Source organism: Micromonospora sp. NPDC005291 (genome assembly GCF_040607415.1).
Classification (GTDB): Bacteria; Actinomycetota; Actinomycetes; order Mycobacteriales; family Micromonosporaceae; genus Micromonospora.
The window spans coordinates 109,452-129,567 of record NZ_JBEXGR010000003.1; the positions used below are offsets into that span (position 1 = coordinate 109,452).

Genomic DNA, 20,116 nt, shown 5'->3' on the forward strand with positions numbered 1-20,116 from the left:
CTCGGGCGGCGTCGGTCAGCGCAGCAGGCGGCGCAGCCCGTCCAGCGCGCCGTCGAGCAGCCGGATCGCGGTGCGCAGTTGAGTGTCGCTGAACTGCCGGGCGCGCACCAGCCGGCCCACCTCGGCGGTGAACACGGTCAGCCGCTGGTCGAACTCGTCCAGCAGCGCGGCTTGCGGCCCGGCGGCCGATGCCGGCCGGGGCGGCGGCGCGGGCTCCTCCCACCGGGTACGGGTACGCCGGGTCTGCCGGGTGGCCTCGCTCAGCTCCCGCTTGAGGTCGCGCACCGAGCCGCGTACCTCGCTGCGGATCTCGCCGGCCAGGGTGGAGAGGTCCGCCACCGAGGCGGCGATGTCGGCCTCCAACGCGGTCAGCTCGCCGGACCGTTGGCGCAGCTCGGCACGGCCGGCGTCGGTGATCTCGTACGTCTTGCGGCCACCGGCGGCGGTGTGACTAACCAGGCCCTCGGCCTCCAGGCGCTGGAGGCGGGGGTAGATGGTGCCGGCGCTGGGCGCGTAGAGCCCGAGGAACCGGTCCTCCAGCAGGCGGATCAGCTCGTAGCCGTGCTTCGGGCCGTCGTCGAGGAGCTTGAGCAGGTAGAGCCGGAGCCGCCCGTGGCTGAACACGGCGGTCACGGCAGCTCCTCCCCGTCGTGGTCGACCGCTCGGGCGAGCAGGGAGATGCTCCCCGAGGTCGCGGAAGCCCAGAGCTTACCTTCGCCGTCGCCGAGCACTCCCTCGCTGCTGGGCAGCGGGAACGTCGAGGTGCGCACCTGCGGGAAGCCGCTGGTGATCCGGCCGGAGGCGGTGTTCAGCCGGACGGCGAGGTCGCTGTCCTCGCGGACCCGGACGGTGATGCTGCCCGAGATGGTGGTCAGTCGGATCTCGCTGCGCCGAGGGTTGTCCAGATCGCAGGTGATGGCACCTGAGACGGTCTGCGCCCGCACGCGGTCGGCGGCACTGTCGGCGAGGATCACCTCCCCGGAGACCGTCTCCAGGGTGAGGTCGCCGCGTACGCCGAGCGCCTCCACCGGCCCAGAGGTGATCTTCGCGGAGGTGCTGCCGCGCAGCCCCATCAGGGTGATCTGGCCGGCGGTGACGTGGACCGTGGTCTGCCGGCGCAGGCCGGAGGCGACCAGCGAGCCCGCGACCAGGCCCAGATCGGCGAGGACATCGGCGGACACGGCGACGGAGACGTCCACCCGCGGATAGCGGTGGATCGACCGGAACCATCGCAGGACACCCGCCCAGCCCCGGCCGTGCTCCTGGCGGATGCTGAGCCGGCCGTCGGAGTGATCGATCAGGATCGGCCGACGGCCAACCTGCGTGACGTCGATCCGGGTCGGGCCGTCGGTGGCGAAGACGTTGAGCCGTCCGCTCACCAGGCGGACGTCCAGCCGGGTGACCGGCCCGTCCACGGTGAGCCGTTGTGGGCTCTCCACCGTCCATCCGGCCATGGCGTCCCCCTCTCGACGGCACGCGGACACGCACCTCGCAGGGAGCACACTAACGCGATACATCGCGACAGCACAAGACAGGTCGCGAGTTGGTCGCCGATAGCCTCAGGCCGCCAGGTCCAGCTCGCGACCGGCGGCCGGCGTCAGCGGCGGAACGGCCGGGGTCACCGTGGTCACCGAACGCAGCCGGGCCCGCGCCACGACACCCGCCCTGGGCAGCAGGTGTACGGCCGACTCAGCGGCCCGGGCCAGCAACCGCCGGTCGGCATCACGGGCCGGGTGCAGCGCGGCGGCGATCGTCACCGAGACCACCAACTCCCGCGCCGCAACCACCCGGGCCACCGACCGCAGCAGGGTGTCCGCACCGAGGAAGGCGGCCGCCGTGGTGGTCGACCCGGTGGCCCCGCAACGGTAGGCGAGCCGCAGCGGCACCACCGGGCTCCCCGTGTCGATGGCCGCCTGGAACATCGCTGGCCGGAAACCGCCGTCGGGGCGGCAGCCGGCAGCGCCATCACCAGCGCACCAGGTCGTACCCTCCGGAAAGACCGCCACCGACCGGCCGGCGTGCAGCGCGTCGGCGACCCGGCCGACGATCGTCGGCAGCGCCCGCGGCCGGGAGCGGTCCACGAAGACCGTGCCCGCCGCCGCAGCCAGCGAACCGACCACCGGCCAGGAGCGGATCTCCCGCTTCGCCACCATCCGGGTCGGCGCGACGGCCAGCACCGCGATGATGTCCAGCCACGAGACGTGGTTGGCGACCAGCAGCGCACGCCGCCGGGGCAGCCGACCCCGGATCACCAGTCGGACGCCGAAGGCGCGCACGGTGGCCCGTGCCCAGCCCCGCACCGCCGCCTGTCGTTCCCGGGTCGGAAGCACGGGCAGCAGCACCACCAGGCCGACCCCGGCCAGCAACATGCCGGTCGCGGCGACCACCCGGAGCACCCGGCGAGCCACCGGCACCGTGGGCACCTCTCCGGCCGCCGGCAGGCACTCCTCGTCGCAGCCCGAAGAGGGCCGCCACAGGTCGTCCGGTACGGCGGTCACCGCTGCGCCCCGCCCAGGAAGTGCCGCAGGTAACGCGGGTTCATCCGGTCCAGCGAGAAGAGCACGTAGAAGTCCGCGCACCCGAAGTCGGGGTCGTACGACGGCTCGCCGCAGATCCACGCGCCGAGCCGGAGGTAGCCACGCAGCAGCGGCGGTGCGGCGACGCGCCCGGCCGGTTCGGCAGCGGCTACCGAACCACCGCCGACCGGGTCGAGAGCAGCCCGGTCGAGAGCGGCGGCCGGCTCGGCGAACCAGGGCCGCAGCGGGCGGACCCGCAGCGGCGGCGGCGACAGGTTCCGGGTCTGGGCCTGGGTCCACACCTCGGCGACCGTCCGCCCACCGTCGGCCACCGGCACCGAGGCGCAGCCGCCGAGCCAGCGGGAGCCGCGCAGGTGCAGGTAGCGGATGATGCCGGCCCACATCAGGTTGATCACCGCGCCCGTGCGGTGGTCCGGGTGCACACAGGACCGGCCCGCCTCGACCAGGTCGTCGCGGAGCGGGTCGAGCGCGCCGAGGTCGAACTCGCCCTCAGCGTACCGCCGGTTGGCACGGCCGGGCGGCAGCAGCCGGTACGTGCCGACCACCTCGCCGGTGCTGTCCTCGCGGACGATCAGGTGGTCGCAGTACGCGTCGAAGGGGTCCACGTCCAACCCGGCCCCGCCGGGAAGGAGGGTGGCGCCGAGCTCGGTGGCGAACACCTCGTGGCGCAGGCGTTGCGCGGCCGCGACCTGGGTGGGGTCGTCGGCGATCTCCAGGGTGTATCCGCTGGTCGTCAGGGGTGCGCCAGCGGCATGCAGAACGGCCATGGGTTCTGTGTAGGTGCCCGGGGTTGCCAACCACGGGGACCACTGGTGTCGATCGGATGAACGCCGGCAGGCGAGACCGCCAGCGACACCCGGCGGTGACCGTGCGAGGCTGCCGGGCGGGCCGGCGAGGCGCCGGCACGCCCCACCGGAGGTCGACGATGCGCATCGAGTCCCGCTACAACGGGCCTGCCGGCTCCGGCAACGGCGGCTGGAGCGCGGGAGTGTTCGCCGCCGAGGCGGGCGGCACCGGACCGGTGGAGGTGACGCTGCGTCGGCCACCGCCCCTGGAGACCGAGCTGAGTCTGGTCGACGGCGAGGTCCGTGACCCGGCCGGCGAACTGGTGGCAGAGGTACGCCCGACCGGGGTCGTCGATGCCGTCGTACCCCCTGTCGACCTGGAGACCGCGGTGGCTGCGGCGGCCCGCTACCCCGGCCTGGTCGAGCATCCGTTCCCCGGCTGTTACGTCTGCGGACCGCAGCGGGCGGACGGGCTGCGGATCTTTCCCGGCCGACTGCCGGACGGGCGGACCGCCGCGCCGTTCCGGGCGCCCGAGCAGATCAGCGAGCCCACGATCTGGGCGGCGCTGGACTGCCCCGGCGGTTGGACGGTGCTCGCGCCGGGCCGCCCCTACCTGCTGGGCCGGATCGCCGCCGTGGTCGCGGCGCTGCCGAGGCCGGGCGACGAGTGCGTGGTGACCGGCGCGTTGCTCCGCGTCGATGGGCGCAAGGCCCTCGTACAGACCAGCCTGTACGGCCCGGACGGCGCGCTGCTGGGCACGGCCCGGGCAACCTGGATCGCGCGCTGACCCCGGCCGTCGTCCGCAGGGAGGACCCGCCTCCACCCTGCGACGGACCAGAACCTCCGGACCGCGCCTGATTGACCTTGTTGCCGCAGGCCGTCACGCTGTGCCACGGCGCATATCGACGCCATACACGGGAGGAGAACGATGACTGACGGGCAGCGAAGCCCCACCAGCGACGGTCAGATCGTGGTGTCCGGTCTGACGAAGCAGTACAAGAACGTGCGGGCGGTGAACAACCTGTCCTTCACCGTGGCGCCCGGGCGGGTGACCGGCTTCCTCGGCCCGAACGGCGCCGGCAAGACCACCACCCTGCGCATGCTGCTGAACCTGGTCACGCCCACCGCCGGCACGGCCACCATCAGCGGTCACCGGTACGTCGACCTCAGTGATCCACTGCGGCACGTCGGCGCGGTGCTGGAGGCCTCCAGCGCGCACAAGGGCCGCACCGGCATCAACCACCTGCGGGTCATCTGCGCGGCGGCCGGGCTGCCCAGTCAGCGGGCCGACGAGGCGCTGGCCCTGGTCGGGCTGACTCCGGCGGCGAAGCGCAAGTTCAAGGGCTACTCGCTGGGCATGAAGCAGCGGCTCGGCATCGCTGCCGCGATGCTCGGCGACCCGCGGGTGCTGATCCTCGACGAGCCGGCCAACGGGCTCGACCCGGAGGGCATCCGGTGGATGCGTGGGTTCCTCAAGAACCTCGCCCACGAGGGCCGCACCGTGCTGGTCTCCAGCCACCTGCTGTCGGAGATGCAGCTGCTCGCCGACGACGTGGTGATCATCGCGGCCGGGCAGTTGATCCGGCAGGGGCCGGTCGACCAGGTCCTCGGATCGATGGCGCAGAGCGCCCGGGTCCGGGTCCGCACTCCACAGGCCGAGGCGCTGATCGCCGCGCTCAAGGCACAGTCGGCGACCGTCGACACCGATGAGCACGGCACCCTGCTGGTTGCCGGGGTGGACGCCCCGACGATCGGCCGGTCCGCCCTGGCCGCCGGGGTGGAGCTGCACGAACTGTCCACCGAACGACCCGATCTGGAACGGGTCTTCCTGGAGCTGACGGCCGGAAAGGCGGGCATCCGATGAACCTGGTCCGAGCCGAACTGCTCAAGATCCGCACTACCAGCACCTGGTGGTGGCTGGCTCTCGGCGCGTTCCTGTCGATCGCCCTGGCTTTCGCGTTCAACGCCTGGTACGCCGTCACCGTTCTCGGCGGCGACGGCGGGGAGTTCGGCGCCAGCCCCGAGCAGTCGACACCAGCAGCGCAGGCGGCGAACATCTACACCTCAGGCCAGTACCTCGGGCTGATGTTCGTGATGCTCATCGGCATCCTGATGGTCACCAACGAGTTCTTCCACCAGACGGCGACCACGACGTTCCTGACGACCCCCCGGCGGACCTCGGTCATCGTCGGCAAGCTCATCGCGGCCAGCCTGCTCGGCTTCGTCTTCTGGCTGGTGACCACGCTGATCGACCTGGCCGCCGGCACGATCTTCCTGTCCCTGAACGACTACGGCACCCAGCTCGGTGAGTGGCCGGTGCAGCGGGCGCTGCTGTTCAACCTGCTCGCCTACGCCATCTGGACGATCCTCGGCGTGGGTATCGGCACGCTGATCACCAACCAGCTCGGAGCGGTGATCACGGCCGCGGTGCTCTACCTGGTCGGCACCCAGGTGGTGGGTCTGCTGTTCCTGCTTCTGTCGAACCTGCTCGACAGCGAGGCGGTGCTCAAGTGGCAGGTGATCTGGCCCGCGGTGGCATCCCAGGTCATGATCACCGAAGGTCAGTCGGAGCTCGTTCCGGCCTGGTGGGTCGGCGCCCTGGTGCTGGCCGGTTACGCGCTGCTCAGCGGGATCGTCGGAGTCCTGCTCACTCGACGGCGCGACATCGCCTGACGGCGTTCCCGACCCCGGAGTGGCCGCGACTGGCCGCTCCGGGGTCGTCACCCGTTGACGGCGGGCCCGGACGTCGTGGACCCAGGCCGCTTACCAGCCCTTCACCGGACGCGCAGCGGTTGCTGAACTTCTGGCATCTTCTGTGAAACCGGCCACGGGACCGAGGCGGAAATGCCTGCGGGATCGGTACGGCGTAGCCTGGGAGTTGTCCAGTCCGTGCTCCTAATCGGGCGCGAGGGACACACCGCGTGCCACACAAACCCGCGTGAAAGAGGCGATTACCGGCCGTGTCGACCCAGCAGACTTCGCAGGAGAACCCACTGGCGGGTTTTGGCCCGAATGAGTGGATCGTCGAGGAGATGTACCAGCGCTACCTCGCCGACCCAACGAGTGTCGATTCGGCCTGGCACGACTTCTTCGCCGACTACCGGCCGGCACCCGGCGCCGCCACACCGCGCGGCGCTGAGCCGTTGGAGAAGCCGGCCGCCGACCCCGAGCCGGACGGCCAGCCGGAGGCAGCCGCCACGGTCAGTCAGCCGAGCGCCACGGCGCAGCCGGCGACCGCGAGCAAGCCGTCCGCCGCCAAGCCGGCACCGGCCAAGCCCGCCGCCGCTGCGCCGGCACCGACCAAGGCCGCCCCGGAGAAGGCCGGCCCGGCCAAGCCGGCTGCGAAGCCCGCCGCGCCGAGCGCCGACGGCCCGCAGACCACGCCGCTGCGCGGTGTCGCGGCGAAGATCGTCCAGAACATGGACGCCTCGCTGAGCGTGCCCACCGCGACCAGCGTGCGCGCGATCCCGGCCAAGCTGCTGGTCGACAACCGCATCGTGATCAACAACCACCTCGCCCGCGGGCGGGGCGGCAAGGTCAGCTTCACCCACCTGGTCGGTTACGCGATGGTCCGGGCGCTGGTCCGGCACCCCGAGATGAACAACTCCTTCGCCGAGGCCAACGGCAAGCCTGCGGTGGTCCGCCCGCCGCACGTCAACCTCGGCATCGCGATCGACCTGGCCAAGCCGGACGGCAGCCGCAACCTGGTGGTCCCCTCCATCAAGGGCTGCGAGCAGATGGACTTCCGGCAGTTCTGGCAGGCGTACGAGGACGTGGTCCGGCGTGCGCGGCGCAATGAGCTGACCATGGACGACTACTCCGGCACCACGATCTCGCTGACCAACCCGGGCGGCATCGGCACCGTGCACTCGATGCCGCGGCTGATGCAGGGGCAGAGCGCGATCATCGGCGTCGGCGCGATGGAATACCCGGCCCCCTACCAGGGCATGTCCGAGACCACCCTGGCCGAGCTGGCCGTCAGCAAGATCATCACGCTGACCAGCACCTACGACCACCGGATCATCCAGGGCGCGCAGTCCGGCGAATTCCTCAAGGTGATGCACGAGCTGATCCTGGGCGAGCACGGCTTCTACGACCAGATCTTCACCGCGCTGCGCATCCCGTACGAGCCGGTGCGTTGGATGCGCGACGTGGCGGTCAACTCCGAGGGTCAGATCAACAAGACCGCCCGGGTGCACGAGCTGATCCACGCGTACCGGGTGCGCGGTCACCTGATGGCCGACACCGACCCACTGGAATTCAAGATCCGCAAGCACCCCGACCTGGACGTCCTCCAGCACGGGCTGACCCTGTGGGACCTGGACCGTGAGTTCCCGGTCAACGGCTTCGCCGGCCGACAGCGGATGAAGCTGCGCGAGATCCTCGGCGTGCTGCGCGACTCGTACTGCCGCCGGGTCGGCATCGAGTACATGCACATCCAGGACCCGGAGGAGCGGCGCTGGATCCAGGAACGGATCGAGCGCAAGTACGAGAAGCCGTCCGCCGACGAGCAGAAGCACGTCCTCAACCGGCTCAACGCCGCCGAGGCGTTCGAGACCTTCCTGCAGACCAAGTACGTCGGCCAGAAGCGCTTCTCGCTGGAGGGCGGCGAGTCGCTGATCCCGCTCCTCGGTGAGGTGCTGGAGTCCTCCGCCGAGAGCGGGCTGGACGAGGTCGTCATCGGCATGGCCCACCGGGGCCGGCTCAACGTGCTGGCCAACATCGTCGGCAAGCCGTACGAGAAGATCTTCTCGGAGTTCGAGGGCCACCTGGACCCGCGCTCGACGCAGGGCTCCGGCGACGTGAAATACCACCTGGGCCAGAACGGCAAGTTCACCACCCCGGGCGGCGAGCACGCGGTCAAGGTGTCGGTGGTGGCCAACCCGTCGCACCTGGAGGCCGTCGACCCGGTGCTGGAGGGCATCGTCCGGGCCAAGCAGGACCGGATCGACCTCAAGCTCGAGGGTTACACCGTGCTGCCGCTGGCGGTGCACGGTGACGCCGCGTTCGCCGGGCAGGGCGTGGTCGCCGAGACGCTCAACCTGTCGCAGCTGCGCGGCTACCGCACCGGCGGCACCGTGCACGTGGTGGTCAACAACCAGGTCGGCTTCACCACCGCCCCGGAGTACAGCCGGTCCAGCCTCTACAGCACCGACGTGGCCCGGATGATCCAGGCGCCGATCTTCCACGTCAACGGCGACGACCCGGAGGCCGTGGTCCGGGTGGCCCGGCTGGCTTTCGAATACCGGCAGACGTTCAACAAGGACGTCGTGATCGACATGGTCTGCTACCGGCGGCGCGGGCACAACGAGGGCGACGACCCGTCGATGTCCAACCCCCAGATGTACAAGATCATTGACTCGAAGCGCTCGGTCCGAAAGCTCTACACCGAGGAGCTGATCGGTCGCGGCGACATCACCGTGGAGGACGCGGAGGAGCTGCTGCGCGACTACCAGGCGCAGCTGGAGAAGGTCTTCAAGGCCACCCGGGACGCCGCCGCGGCACCGCGCCAGCTCAACCGGCCGCGCCGCGAGGAGGAGCCGGAGCCGCAGGTCGACACCGCCACCGACGCGTCCGTGGTGAAGGCGATCGGCGAGGCGCACATCAACCTGCCGGAGGGCTTCACCCCGCACAAGCGGATCCTGCAGTTGCTCGACCGGCGGGCCAAGATGTCCGTCGAGGGCAACATCGACTGGGGCTTCGGCGAGATCATCGCGCTCGGGTCGCTGCTGCACGACGGGATCACCGTCCGGCTGGCCGGTCAGGACTCGCGTCGCGGCACGTTCGTCCAGCGGCACGCCTCGGTGGTCGACGCCCGCACCGGCGACGACTACCTGCCGCTGAAGTCGCTCACCGGCGATGGCGAGCGCTCCCGGTTCTTCGTGCACGACTCGCTGCTCAGCGAGTACGCGGCGATGGGCTTCGAGTACGGCTACTCGGTGGAGAACATCAACGCGCTGGTCGCCTGGGAGGCCCAGTTCGGCGACTTCGTCAACGGTGCCCAGTCGGTGATCGACGAGTTCATCTCGTCCGGCGAGGTGAAGTGGGGCCAGCGCTCCGCCGTCACCCTGCTGCTGCCGCACGGCCACGAGGGCCAGGGCCCGGACCACACCTCTGGCCGGCCGGAGCGGTTCCTGCAGATGTGCGCCGAGGACAACATGCGGGTGTCCATCCCGACCACCCCGGCGAACTACTTCCACCTGCTGCGCCGCCAGGCCCTGTCGCCCAAGCGCAAGCCGCTGGTGGTGTTCACGCCGAAGTCGCTGCTGCGGCACAAGCTCTGCATCTCGTCGGTGGAGGACTTCACCACCGGCACCTTCCAGCCGGTGCTGCGCGACACGGCCGCCCCGGCACCGGAGGCGGTGAAGCGGGTGCTGCTCTGCACCGGCAAGATCTACTACGACCTGTTCCAGGCCCGGCAGCAGCGCGAGGTCACCGACACCGCGATCCTTCGGATCGAGCAGCTGTACCCGCTGCCGGTGGAGGAGATCCGGGCCGCCCTCGCGCAGTACCCGAACGCGGAGGACTTCGCCTGGGTGCAGGAGGAGCCGGCCAACCAGGGTGCCTGGTCGTTCGTCGCGCTCAACCTGCTGGAGCACCTCACGGACGTCCGGCTGCGGCGGATCTCCCGCCCGGCCGCGGCCGCCCCGGCGGTCGGCTCGGCCAAGACCCACGAGGTCGAGCAGAACGCCCTCATCGAGGCAGCACTCCCCCGCCCCTAACCCCCACTCCCCACTCCCCACCCCACCCCCTCCTACCCCCGACCCCCTCCCCCGGTCCCGCCCCGCTACCCGCGGGCGGGACCGGCGGCCTTTTCCGCCGCGATCTAGGGCTTATCGTCGCGATCCGAGATCGACTAACAACGATCAGCCCTAGATCGACGCATCAGATACGACGAGCGAGGACGTGCACCATGTACTTCACCGACCGGGGCATTGAGGAACTGGTCGAGCGCCGGGGCGACGAGCAGGTCACCCTGGAGTGGCTCGGCGAGCGGCTGCGCGACTTCGTCGACCTCAATCCCGAGTTCGAGACGCCGATCGAGCGGTTCGCCACCTGGCTGGCTCGCCTCGACGACATCGACGAGGAGTGAACCACCCGGCGAGCGCCCCGGGCCGGCACCACCGTGCGGGCCACGGGCGGCGCGGCCCGGGAGTTGAACCATGCCTGGGCGGCTGGCCGGTCAGCCGGTGCGGGAGGGGGCCGGTTCCAGGCCGGTTCGTCGCAGTTTCTGCCAGCCCAACCGACCGCCGGTCAGTGCGGTGACCACCGCCTGGATCATCACCAGGTACATCAACTGTCGGTAGACGAACTGCTGGAGCGGTAACACCCACAGCACCCCCAGCTTCTCCCGGTCCAGCCGGAACGCCACCACCGCGGTGACGAACTGGACGCCGAGCATGACCAGCCAGGCCACCGCAGTGGCGGTCCGGTCGAGGAAGAACAGTCCGTACAGGGCGAGTAGGTCGATCACCGGCGCGAGCAGCGGCAGCAGCACCCCGAAGAGGCTGAGGAAGAACAGGCAACGCCGGGTGAAACGGCCCGACGCGCCCCGGTCGAATATGGAGCGGCGGTGCTTCCACATCGCCTGCATGGTGCCGTAGCTCCACCGGTAGCGCTGTTTCCAGAGCTGGCCGATGCTCGTCGGCGCCTCGGTCCAGGCGCGGGCCGTCTCCTCGTAGACGACCTTCCAGCCGGCCCGACCGAGGGCGATGGTGACGTCGGTGTCCTCGGCCAGGGTGTCATCGGTCATCCCACCGGCGTAGCGCAGCGCCTGCCGCCGGAAGCCACCGATCGCCCCGGGCACCGTCGGCATGCAGCGCAGCGTCTCGTAGAGGCGCCGGTCCAGGTTGAACCCGATGACGTACTCGATGTGCTGCCACTTGGCGATCAGGCTGCGCCGGTTGCCGACCTTCACGTTGCCGGCCACCGCGCCCACCTGCGGGTCGGCGAAGGGCTGCACCAGCCGGCGGACGGCGTCGGGCTCGAAGACGGTATCCCCGTCGACCATCACGATCAGGTCGTGCCGGGCCAGCGCCACGCCGGTGTTCAACGCGCTGGGCTTGCCGCCGTTGGGCTTGCGGACCACCCGGACGTTGGGCAGGCGGAGTGCGTCGACGATGTCCGCGGTCCCGTCGGTGGAGCCGTCGTCGACGACGACCACCTCGATCCCCCCGGGATGGTCGCCACCGGCCAGTGAACGGACCGCCGCGGCGATCCCCTCCTTTTCGTTGTACGCCGGGACGATGACCGACACCGGGGCGGTGACCGGCGGCCCCCACGTCCAGTCCTTGGCTCGGCGGCGACGGGCGTGCCGCCCGGCGAGCAGGAACAGCACGACGGTACGTCCCAGCGTGAGCACGCCGACGACCACGAAGAGGATCCCGAACACGCTCAGCACGTGGTCGGCGCCCCGTACCGCCCAGACCAGCATCCGGCCGCGCCAACGGTCCCCGGAAGCGGCGGCCGCGCCGGCGTCCACCCGGTGGTTGACGCCGGCGGCGGCGAAGGCGAGGTTCAGTCCCTCGGTCGCGGTGACGAAGCGGTATCCCCGTTCCTTCATCATCGGGATGAACCGGTCGAGGGCGGCGACGGTCTGTGCGCGGTCACCGCCTGCGTCGTGCCAGAGGGTGATGGCGCCCGACGCGCCGCCCGGGGTCGCGTTCTCGACGATCTTGTCTACGCCGGGCTGCGCCCAGTCCTGACTGTCGGTGTCGTTGAGCACCGTCAGATAGCCCAGGTCGCCGGCGGCGATCAGGACCGGCCAGTCCTCGTTGTCGATAGCGTCGGCATGCGAGGAGTACGGATACCGGACCAGTGAGGTTCGCACGCCGGTGACGGCGGCCAGGGCGAGCTGCGTCTGGGCGTACTCCAGGTCCCGCCGCCATCCGGGCAGCTCGGCGAGGTCGGGGTGGGTGAAGGTGTGCACGCCGAGTTCGTGGCCGCGGCCGACCAGGTCCCGGGCCACGTCGGGGTGCCGGGACACCTGCGAACCCAGCACGAAGAACGTGCCCTTGACCTGGTGGGCATCCAGGACGCGCAGGACCTCGGGAGTCCAGACCGGGTCGGGACCGTCGTCGAAGGTGAGCGCGATCGTCCGTTCCGGCAGCCGGTAGGAGCGAACCTGCTCGCTGTTGGCGCTGATGATCGGTCCCCCGGTCACCACCGAGGTGGGGACCTCGCGTTGCCCGCGGTTGCTGTGCTGGTGGTCCGGGGTGAAGGAGGCGTTGGCGTACGCGTTGACGACGAGCACGCTGGCCATAACTGCCAGCAGCATGCCCAGCAGGATCCAGCGCGGTGGCGGTACGGCCCGGCGGCGACGGCCCGGCGGGATCGTCGGCTCAGCCATCGGCGGGGAGGCCCTCGGCCTCGTCGATCAGGGGTGGCGGGTCCTCGGTCGAGGGTGAGATGGCGGGTGTCGGGGCGACCGAGGCCGTCGGCGTCGTCGGCCTGGGCGAGGTCGGCGTGCTGGCGGGGCTACCGTTCGGCGACCGGGTGGCGCTCGGCGAAGGGGTGGCGCTCGGCAACCGGGTCGGAGCGACCGAGCGGGGGGCCGCGGGGCCGGCGGTGGGCGCCACCGGGGCCGCCGGCGTACGGGGGACGGCCGTCGAGGGCTCGGGGACGGTGGTGATCGTCTCGGCCTGTGGCGACCGGGGCCGTTCGGGCTGCTCGACCTCGTCCACGAAGGGGAGCACCGTGTGCGGCTCCACGATGCTGCCCGCGAAGCTGACAGCCACCAGCCCGGTGTAGATCAGGCCCAGCGAACCGGCGGCGTATGCGATCCAGCGCAGGCGGGAGCGTCGTCGGCCGCTGGGGTCGACGAAGACAGGCGGTGGCTGGGGTACGGCGGCGATCAGCGCGGTGGGGCCGTCGGACCGGCCGATCACCATGGTCGGCTCATCGACCGGCGCTGCCGGTCCGGCCGGGGCACCGCCGGCCATACCTACGGGCGTCGACCTCCCGGTCGACGTATCGTCGCTGCTCAGGCGCCGGGCAGTCATGGAACGCGAGTCTAAGCGTGAGAATTTCTCGAATCTGCTCACGTCTGGCAGATGAGACGCCGACCGCACCGTCTGGGCCCGCGCCGAGCGCGCAGAGTCGGTTGCATCACTTTCCCGTCGTCACGGAGGGTCTCCACCCGTACTCCGCGCTGTAGAGACGGCGGTTCAGGGCCATTGGACCCCGGACGGGTCAGGCGGTGATCTTCTAAGGTGGGGGCGTGGCCCGCAGCGTCTATCTGACCAGCGTGGGGTCCGGCGGAGGTAAGTCGACCATCGCCCTCGGCCTCGCGGAACTCCTCTCCCGGCAGGTCGAACGGATCGGCGCGTTCCGGCCGCTGGTCTCCGGCACCGGCCCCGACCCGATCCTCGCCCTGCTGCACGACCGCTACCGGGTCGACCTGCCCGAGGCCGACCTGACCGGCATGACGTACGCCGAGGCGGCGGCCCTGGTGGCCGACGGGCGCCGGGAGGAGCTGATCTCCCGGATCGTCGAGCGGTACCGGGCGGTCGAACGGCGCTGCCCGGCGGTGGTCGTGGTGGGCAGCGACTTCGCCGACGGCGGGGACGGCGCCGGCCCCCGCGAGCTGGCCTTCAACGCCCGGCTCGCCACCGAGTTCGGCAGCGTGGTGGTGCCGGTGATCGACGGCTTCGGGCAGCAACCGGAGACGATCGCGGCGGCGGCGCGTGGGGCGTACCACGATCTGGAGGACCTGGGCGCGACGGTGCTGGCGGTCATCGCCAACCGGGTGGCCGGGCCGATGACAATGCCGGAGCTGCCGGTCCCCACGTACGCCATCCCGGAGGTGCCGACGGTGTCGGCGCCGACGGTGGCCGAGGTGGCGGCGGCGCTCGACGCCACCCTGCTGGCCGGCGACGACGCCACCCTCGGCCGGGACGTGCTCGACTACGTGGTCGGTGCGGCGCACGTACCGACCCTGCTCGACCACCTGACCGAGGGAGCACTGGTCATCACCCCTGGCGATCGCGCCGACCTGCTGGTCGCGGCGAGCGCCGCGCACGTCGCCGGGCAGGTCTCGTTGGCCGGCGTGGTGCTCACCCTCGGCGAACAGCCGGACCCACGGGCGATGCGCCTGGTGGAGCGACTCAACACCGGTTTCGCCGTGCTCTCGGTGGCCAGCGACAGCTACGACACGGTCGAGGCGTCCAGCCGGATCGAGGGACGGCCCAGCCCGACCAACCCGCGCAAGGTGGAGGCCGCGCTGGGCGCGTTCGAGGGCAACGTGGACACCGTCGACCTGGCCCGCCGGCTGCGGGTCAGCCGCTCCGAACGGGTCACCCCGCTGATGTTCGAGTACGACCTGATCGACCGGGCCCGGGCCAACCGCCGCCGGCTGGTGCTGCCGGAGGGCACCGAGGAGCGGATCCTGCGCGCCGCCGAGATCCTGCTCCGCCGGGGCGTGGCCGACCTCACCCTGCTCGGGCGCCCCGACGACGTCGCCCGCCGCACCCGGGAGCTGAGCATCGACCTGACCGGCGCGGACGTCGTCGACCCGGCCGGCAGCCCGTGGCGGGACGACTTCGCGGTCGAGTACGCCCGGCTGCGCGCCCACCGGGGCGTCACCGCCGAGCTGGCGTACGACATCGTGACGCAGCCCAACTACTTCGGCACCCTGATGGTGGCCACCGGGCACGCCGACGGCATGGTCTCCGGTGCCACGTACACCACCGCCGCCACCATCCGGCCGGCGTTCGAGATCATCCGTACCGTGCCGGAGGTCTCGGTGGCCTCCAGCGTCTTCTTCATGCTGCTCGCCGACCGGGTGCTGGTCTACGGCGACTGCGCGGTCAACCGCGACCCGGACGCCGCGCAGCTCGCCGACATCGCGATCTCGTCCGCCGACACCGCCGCCCGGTTCGGCATCGAACCCCGGGTGGCCATGCTGTCGTACTCCACCGGCAGCTCCGGCGCGGGCGAGGACGTGGAGAAGGTCGCCAAGGCCACCGCGCTGGTCCGGGAGCGCCGGCCCGACCTGCTGGTCGAGGGGCCGATTCAGTACGACGCGGCGATCGACCCGGCGGTCGCGGCGACGAAGCTGCCCGGCAGCCCGGTCGCCGGCCGTGCCACGGTCTTCATCTTTCCGGACCTGAACACGGGCAACAACACGTACAAGGCGGTGCAGCGCTCCGCCGGGGCGGTCGCCGTCGGCCCGGTGATGCAGGGCCTGCGGCGGCCGGTCAACGACCTGTCCCGCGGTGCCACCGTGCCGGACATCGTCAACACGGTGGCGATCACCGCCATCCAGGCGGCCACCGAGGAGGCCTCATGAGTGGGGTGCTGGTGCTCAACTGCGGGTCGTCGTCGGTGAAGTGGCGCCACTACGACGGCGACCGGGTGCTCGACCACGGCACCGTCGAGCGGGTCGGTGAGCCCGGCGGCGGCCCGGCCGACCACACCACTGCGGTCCGGCAGATCCTCGACGGGCTGGACCTGACCGGGCTGACCGCGGTCGGGCACCGGGTGGTGCACGGTGGCCGCAAGTTCACCACGCCCGTCCTGATCGACGACGCGGTGTTGGCCGCGATCAAGGACCTGGTGCCGCTCGCCCCGCTGCACAACCCGGCCAACCTGGCCGGCATCGAGGTGGCCCGGGAGGCGCTGCCGGGCATCCCGCAGGTCGCCGTCTTCGACACCGCGTTCCACCACACCCTGCCGGAGGCCGCCGCGACGTACGCGATCGACCGGGACACCGCGCAGCGGTACGGCATCCGCCGGTACGGCTTCCACGGCACCTCGCACGCGTACGTGTCCCGGCGCACCGCCGAGCTGTTGGGCCGCCCGTACGAGCAGCTCCACACGATCACCCTGCACCTGGGCAACGGGGCGAGCGCCTGCGCGGTGGCGAACGGTCGCAGCGTGGCCACCTCGATGGGCATGTCCCCGCTGGAGGGACTGGTGATGGGCACCCGCAGCGGCGACCTGGACCCGACCGTGATCTTCCACCTGCGCCGGGAGGGCGGGATGTCGGTCGACGACATCGACGACCTGCTCAACCACCGCAGCGGCCTGCTCGGGTTGACCGGCGTCAACGACATGCGCGAAGTGCTCAAGCGCCGGGCGACCGGGGACCGGGCGGCGGAGCTGGCCTTCGACGTGTACTGCCGGCGGATCACCGGGTACGTCGGGGCGTACTACGCGCTGCTCGGCCGGGTCGACGCGATCGCCTTCACCGCCGGGGTCGGCGAGCACGCCGCGCCCGTTCGGGCCGCCGCGCTGGCCGGCCTGGACCGGCTCGGCATCGCCGTGGACGATGCCCGCAACGACGGCGACGGTGACCGGGTGATCTCGCCCGACGGCGCCGAGGTGAGCGTCTGCGTCATCCGCACGGACGAGGAACGCGAGATCGCCCGGCAGACCCGGGACGTGGTCGAAGGCCGCTGACGACCAGCAGAGAGCGACCGGGTCAGCGGACCTCGACGGAGGTCTAGGCGAGCCAGGCGACGAGGGCCACCAGCAGCACGACGACCACCGCCGCGCCGATGATCAGCGGCAGGCGCGACGGCGACTCCGCCTGCGGGGTGGCCTCCGGCGTCTGGTTGAACGCGCGGAACGCCTCGGTGTTGCCGCTGGGGTCGGTGTAGTTCTCAGGCATGTCGGTGACCCTAGCGAAGCTGGTCGCGGCGCACCGCCCCCGGCCCACGCCGACCGGTCGGGTCGACCCGGCTGGCGGAGCGGACCCGACCGGGTGGCGGGTGCAGGCGGGCCGGACGGCGGGCTCGCTGCGCACTCTCGGGCACCTACCGTGGAACGATGGGGGCGGGACGGCTGATCGCCGTACTGGTGACAGCTCTGCTGGCTGGTTGCGCGCCGGCCACCGCCGTGGCGGGCGGGTCCGGCGGGCCACCGTCGGCGCGTCGGGCGCCCGAGGGGTCGTACGCCGTCGGCGTGCGTACGCTCACCCTCGATCCGCGCTCGGCGCGCCCCCTGCCGGTGACGATCTGGTATCCGGCGTCGGCGGACGGGGTGGCGGTCGGGCGCTTCCCGGTGGTGATCTACAGCCACGGGCTGCACAGCCGACCCGACCTGCACGCGGGCCTGACGACCCGCTGGGCGGCTGCCGGTTTCGTGGTGGCCGCTCCCGCGTTCCCGCACACCCGACAGGGTGCCGCCCACTTCAGCCGGGCCGATGTGCGTAACCAGCCCGCTGACGGTTGGCGGCTGATCCGACACCTGGGCCGCCTCGACCGGGACCGCGAGGATCCGCTCGCCGGCCACCTGGACCTGACGTCGATCGCCGCCGCGGGGCACTCGGCCGGCGGCTACACCACCTCCGGCATGTTCAGCGAGGGGCACCCGGCCCGGTTGCGTTCCGGGATCGTGATCGCCGGCGGTGGGTTGCCCGGCAGCTTCGCCGGGCCGGCCGCGCCGGTGCTCTTCGTGCACGGCACGGCCGACGCGGTGGTGCCGGTGGCGGTCGGGCGGGCGGCGTACGGACGTACCCCCGGCCCGGCCGCGTTCCTCAGCCTGCTCGGGCAGGACCATGGTGCGTACCTAACGCCGGGCAACCCGGGGTTCGTCCCGGTTCTCGCCACCACCACCGACTTCCTGCGCTGGACCCTCTACGGCGACCCGGCGGCGGGTGCCCGCCTCCCCGCCGACGCCCGCACCCCCACGCTGACCACCTACGAGTTCCGCCCAGCCCGCTGATGCTGCCGCGCCGGTACGGTGGCCCGGTGGACGAGCTCGCGCGCCGCCAGTTGGCGAGCATCGCCGAGGTGGTCGCGGTGACCGGGGCGGCCGGCGTGCCGGTATGGCTGCGCGGCGGTTGGGCAATGGACTTCCAGCTCGGCGCGGCGACCCGCCCGCACGTCGACGTCGACTGGTACTGCTGGCGCGAGGACGCGGACCGGCTGGCCACCCTGCTGCTCAGCCGGGGCTGGCGTTTCGACCCCCGAATGCCGGTGGACCGGCAGCTGGATTTGTTCGTCGGCGACGTGGAGGTCAGCTTCGCGTACCTCGGTCGGGATCGGACCGGTAGACCCACGGTGGGCGCCGGGCCCTGGGAGGGCACCCCGTTGCCGGCCGGAATGTTGGACGCGTCGCCGGGCCGGATCGGCCCGCTCGTCGTGCCGACGATCTCGGTGGCGGCCCAGATCGAGTTCAAGCAGATGTACCCGGTCTGGATGCCGGAGCGCCCGCGTCGACCGAAGGACGCCGACGACCTGGCTCGGCTGCGCGCCGGTCCTGGTCGAGCAGGTCCTCGTACACCCCGACCTTGAATGTGATCAGGTCCAGGCACTGGGTGAGCCTGCCGATCTGGTCAGTGACCTGCCCGTGGTGCTCGCGGAGCAGCGCGAGTCGTTCCTCCTCGTTACCGTCGCCTTCCCGGACGAGGGCGGCATACCGGCGCAGCGCGGGGAGGGGCATTCCCGAGGCGCGGAGAATGATGCAGACGGTCAGCCAGTCCACGTCGTCCTGGCTGTAGATGCGACGCCCGGCAGGCCCACGGCGTATGGGGCTGACGAAGACGCCCTCCTGCTCGTAGAAACGGAGCGTGTGCACGCTCAGGCCGGTGCGTTCGGCGACCTGCCCGATGCTCAGAGACGCGGTGACCTCGGCCATGCCGAGCAGGGTAGCCGGGGTTGACCTAGAGCCGACTCCAGCTCCTAGGGTGCCTCGTGATCGTTACTGAAGCGCCAAAGGAGCATCGGCATGCGCTATCGCACCCTCGGCGGCACCGGCATCGAGGTGAGCACCCAGTGCCTCGGGACCATGATGTTCGGTGCCGTCGGCAACCCCGACCACGACGACTGTGTCCGCATCATCCACACCGCTCTCGACCAGGGCATCAACATCGTCGACACCGCCGACATGTACGGCCGGGGTGAGTCCGAACAGATCGTGGGGAAGGCGCTGCGGGGGCGCCGGGACGACGTGGTGCTCGCCACCAAGGTGCACTTTCCGATGGGCGAGGGCCCCAACCAGGGTGGCAACTCACGGCGGTGGATCCTCAAGGCGGTCGAGGGGAGCCTCCGGCGTTTGAACACCGACTGGATCGACCTCTACCAGATCCACCGTCCCGACCCCTCGACCGACATCGACGAGACACTCTCGGTGCTCACCGACCTGGTCCGTGAGGGGAAGATCCGCGCCTTCGGCTGCTCGACGTTCCCCGCGGAGGAGATCGTCGAGGCGCACCAGGTTTCCGAGCGGCGCGGCCTCGGACGCCTGCGCACCGAGCAGCCGCCGTACTCGATCCTGGCCCGCGGAGTCGAGACCTCGACCCTCCCGGTCTGCCAGCGCTACGGCATGGGAGTGCTGGTCTGGAGCCCTCTCGCCTTCGGGTTCCTCAGCGGCAAATACCGCAGGGACCAGCCCATCGACCTGTCGACCGGGCGTGCCGGACTACGGCCGGCACAATTCGATCCCACGATCGCCGAGAACGCCGCCAAGCTCGACATCGTCGAACAGCTCGTCGACCTCGCGGCGAGCATCGGCTGCACGCTTCCGCAGCTCGCCATCGCCTTCACCGTGGCCCATCCGGCCGTCACCTCGGCGATCATCGGACCGCGGACCATGCAGCAACTGGAAAATCTGATCAAGGGCGCCACGCTCACCCTGGACGATGCGACCCTCGACCGGATCGACGAGATCGTGCCGCCCGGGACGAACCGGTACAACCCCAACGCCGCCTTCCCGCCACGTTCACTGACGGACACCGCACGACGGCGGCGCCCACTCGCCGAGCGTGCTGCCGCCTGACGCCGACGGTCCAGCGCCGGGTGATGGGGTGGGCACAGTGCGTCCGACCCTGTCGATCGGGCCGGCCGAAC

At 71.4% G+C, this 20,116-nt stretch carries 18 protein-coding genes; 10 read left to right on the forward strand and 8 right to left on the reverse strand.

Annotation, left to right across the window (positions count from 1 at the left end; genetic code table 11):
- Positions 1 to 15: 15 nt before the first annotated feature.
- From ABZT18_RS04915 to ABZT18_RS04930, 4 genes are all read right to left on the reverse strand, one after another.
- Complete coding sequence (locus ABZT18_RS04915; RefSeq protein ID WP_354995317.1) at positions 16 to 633, reverse strand: PadR family transcriptional regulator; 618 nt, start codon at positions 631 to 633, stop codon at positions 16 to 18.
- On the reverse strand, positions 630 to 1,454 hold the full coding sequence (locus ABZT18_RS04920; RefSeq protein ID WP_354995318.1) for a DUF4097 family beta strand repeat-containing protein: 825 nt from the start codon (positions 1,452 to 1,454) through the stop codon (positions 630 to 632). The genes ABZT18_RS04915 and ABZT18_RS04920 overlap by 4 nt, the downstream gene beginning before the upstream one ends.
- A 105-nt stretch (positions 1,455 to 1,559) precedes the next feature.
- Complete coding sequence (locus ABZT18_RS04925; protein ID WP_354995319.1) at positions 1,560 to 2,498, reverse strand: lysophospholipid acyltransferase family protein; 939 nt, start codon at positions 2,496 to 2,498, stop codon at positions 1,560 to 1,562.
- Complete coding sequence (locus ABZT18_RS04930; RefSeq protein ID WP_354995320.1) at positions 2,495 to 3,304, reverse strand: GNAT family N-acyltransferase; 810 nt, start codon at positions 3,302 to 3,304, stop codon at positions 2,495 to 2,497. Before ABZT18_RS04930 ends, ABZT18_RS04925 begins: the two co-directional genes overlap by 4 nt.
- Positions 3,305 to 3,462: 158 nt before the next feature.
- On the opposite strand from ABZT18_RS04930, the gene ABZT18_RS04935 reads away from it, so the two are divergent.
- The 5 genes from ABZT18_RS04935 to ABZT18_RS04955 all read left to right on the forward strand — a co-directional run bounded on the left by ABZT18_RS04935 (position 3,463) and on the right by ABZT18_RS04955 (position 10,416).
- Positions 3,463 to 4,110 carry a hypothetical protein gene (locus tag ABZT18_RS04935; RefSeq protein WP_354995321.1) on the forward strand — a complete coding sequence of 216 codons (648 nt, stop codon included), beginning with the start codon at positions 3,463 to 3,465 and terminating at the stop codon, positions 4,108 to 4,110.
- Between the two features lie 141 nt (positions 4,111 to 4,251).
- On the forward strand, positions 4,252 to 5,187 hold the full coding sequence (locus tag ABZT18_RS04940) for an ABC transporter ATP-binding protein (protein WP_354995322.1): 936 nt from the start codon (positions 4,252 to 4,254) through the stop codon (positions 5,185 to 5,187).
- Positions 5,184 to 5,996 (forward strand): ABC transporter permease, encoded by an 813-nt coding sequence (locus ABZT18_RS04945; protein ID WP_354995323.1) that lies wholly within the window; start codon positions 5,184 to 5,186, stop codon positions 5,994 to 5,996. The genes ABZT18_RS04940 and ABZT18_RS04945 overlap by 4 nt, the downstream gene beginning before the upstream one ends.
- A 287-nt stretch (positions 5,997 to 6,283) precedes the next feature.
- Positions 6,284 to 10,045, forward strand: coding sequence for a multifunctional oxoglutarate decarboxylase/oxoglutarate dehydrogenase thiamine pyrophosphate-binding subunit/dihydrolipoyllysine-residue succinyltransferase subunit (locus ABZT18_RS04950; protein WP_354995324.1), 3,762 nt, complete (start codon positions 6,284 to 6,286; stop codon positions 10,043 to 10,045).
- Between the two features lie 191 nt (positions 10,046 to 10,236).
- Complete coding sequence (locus ABZT18_RS04955; RefSeq protein WP_354995325.1) at positions 10,237 to 10,416, forward strand: DUF6104 family protein; 180 nt, start codon at positions 10,237 to 10,239, stop codon at positions 10,414 to 10,416.
- A gap of 90 nt (positions 10,417 to 10,506) precedes the next feature.
- Here the strand turns inward: ABZT18_RS04955 and ABZT18_RS04960 are convergent, their stop codons facing one another.
- Both ABZT18_RS04960 and ABZT18_RS04965 read right to left on the reverse strand, forming a co-directional pair.
- Complete coding sequence (locus ABZT18_RS04960; RefSeq protein ID WP_354995326.1) at positions 10,507 to 12,672, reverse strand: glycosyltransferase; 2,166 nt, start codon at positions 12,670 to 12,672, stop codon at positions 10,507 to 10,509.
- Positions 12,665 to 13,213, reverse strand: a complete 549-nt coding sequence (locus ABZT18_RS04965; protein ID WP_355250466.1) for a hypothetical protein — start codon at positions 13,211 to 13,213, stop codon at positions 12,665 to 12,667. Before ABZT18_RS04965 ends, ABZT18_RS04960 begins: the two co-directional genes overlap by 8 nt.
- Positions 13,214 to 13,542: 329 nt before the next feature.
- Here ABZT18_RS04965 and pta point away from each other — a divergent pair, with 329 nt between their 5' ends.
- Together pta and ABZT18_RS04975 are read left to right on the forward strand one after the other, a co-directional pair.
- Complete coding sequence (gene pta, locus ABZT18_RS04970) at positions 13,543 to 15,612, forward strand: phosphate acetyltransferase (protein WP_354995328.1); 2,070 nt, start codon at positions 13,543 to 13,545, stop codon at positions 15,610 to 15,612.
- Positions 15,609 to 16,724, forward strand: a complete 1,116-nt coding sequence (locus tag ABZT18_RS04975) for an acetate kinase (RefSeq protein ID WP_354995329.1) — start codon at positions 15,609 to 15,611, stop codon at positions 16,722 to 16,724. Before pta ends, ABZT18_RS04975 begins: the two co-directional genes overlap by 4 nt.
- Before the next feature lie 43 nt (positions 16,725 to 16,767).
- Here ABZT18_RS04975 and ABZT18_RS04980 read toward each other — a convergent pair whose 3' ends face one another.
- Positions 16,768 to 16,935 carry a hypothetical protein gene (locus ABZT18_RS04980; protein WP_354995330.1) on the reverse strand — a complete coding sequence of 56 codons (168 nt, stop codon included), beginning with the start codon at positions 16,933 to 16,935 and terminating at the stop codon, positions 16,768 to 16,770.
- A 158-nt stretch (positions 16,936 to 17,093) separates the two neighbouring features.
- Between ABZT18_RS04980 and ABZT18_RS04985 the strand changes: the two genes are divergently transcribed.
- A complete protein-coding gene (locus tag ABZT18_RS04985; RefSeq protein ID WP_354995331.1) occupies positions 17,094 to 17,990 on the forward strand; it encodes an alpha/beta hydrolase in 897 nt (298 codons plus the stop codon).
- Between the two features lie 26 nt (positions 17,991 to 18,016).
- Positions 18,017 to 18,562: an aminoglycoside adenylyltransferase gene (locus tag ABZT18_RS04990; RefSeq protein WP_354995332.1), complete on the forward strand. Its 546-nt coding sequence runs from the start codon at positions 18,017 to 18,019 to the stop codon at positions 18,560 to 18,562.
- Here ABZT18_RS04990 and ABZT18_RS04995 read toward each other — a convergent pair.
- On the reverse strand, positions 18,444 to 18,905 hold the full coding sequence (locus tag ABZT18_RS04995; RefSeq protein WP_354995333.1) for a MerR family transcriptional regulator: 462 nt from the start codon (positions 18,903 to 18,905) through the stop codon (positions 18,444 to 18,446). The two genes, ABZT18_RS04990 and ABZT18_RS04995, sit on opposite strands and share 119 nt — an antisense overlap.
- Positions 18,906 to 18,995: 90 nt before the next feature.
- Between ABZT18_RS04995 and ABZT18_RS05000 the strand changes: the two genes are divergently transcribed.
- Complete coding sequence (locus ABZT18_RS05000) at positions 18,996 to 20,045, forward strand: aldo/keto reductase (protein WP_354995334.1); 1,050 nt, start codon at positions 18,996 to 18,998, stop codon at positions 20,043 to 20,045.
- Positions 20,046 to 20,116 lie beyond the last annotated feature (71 nt).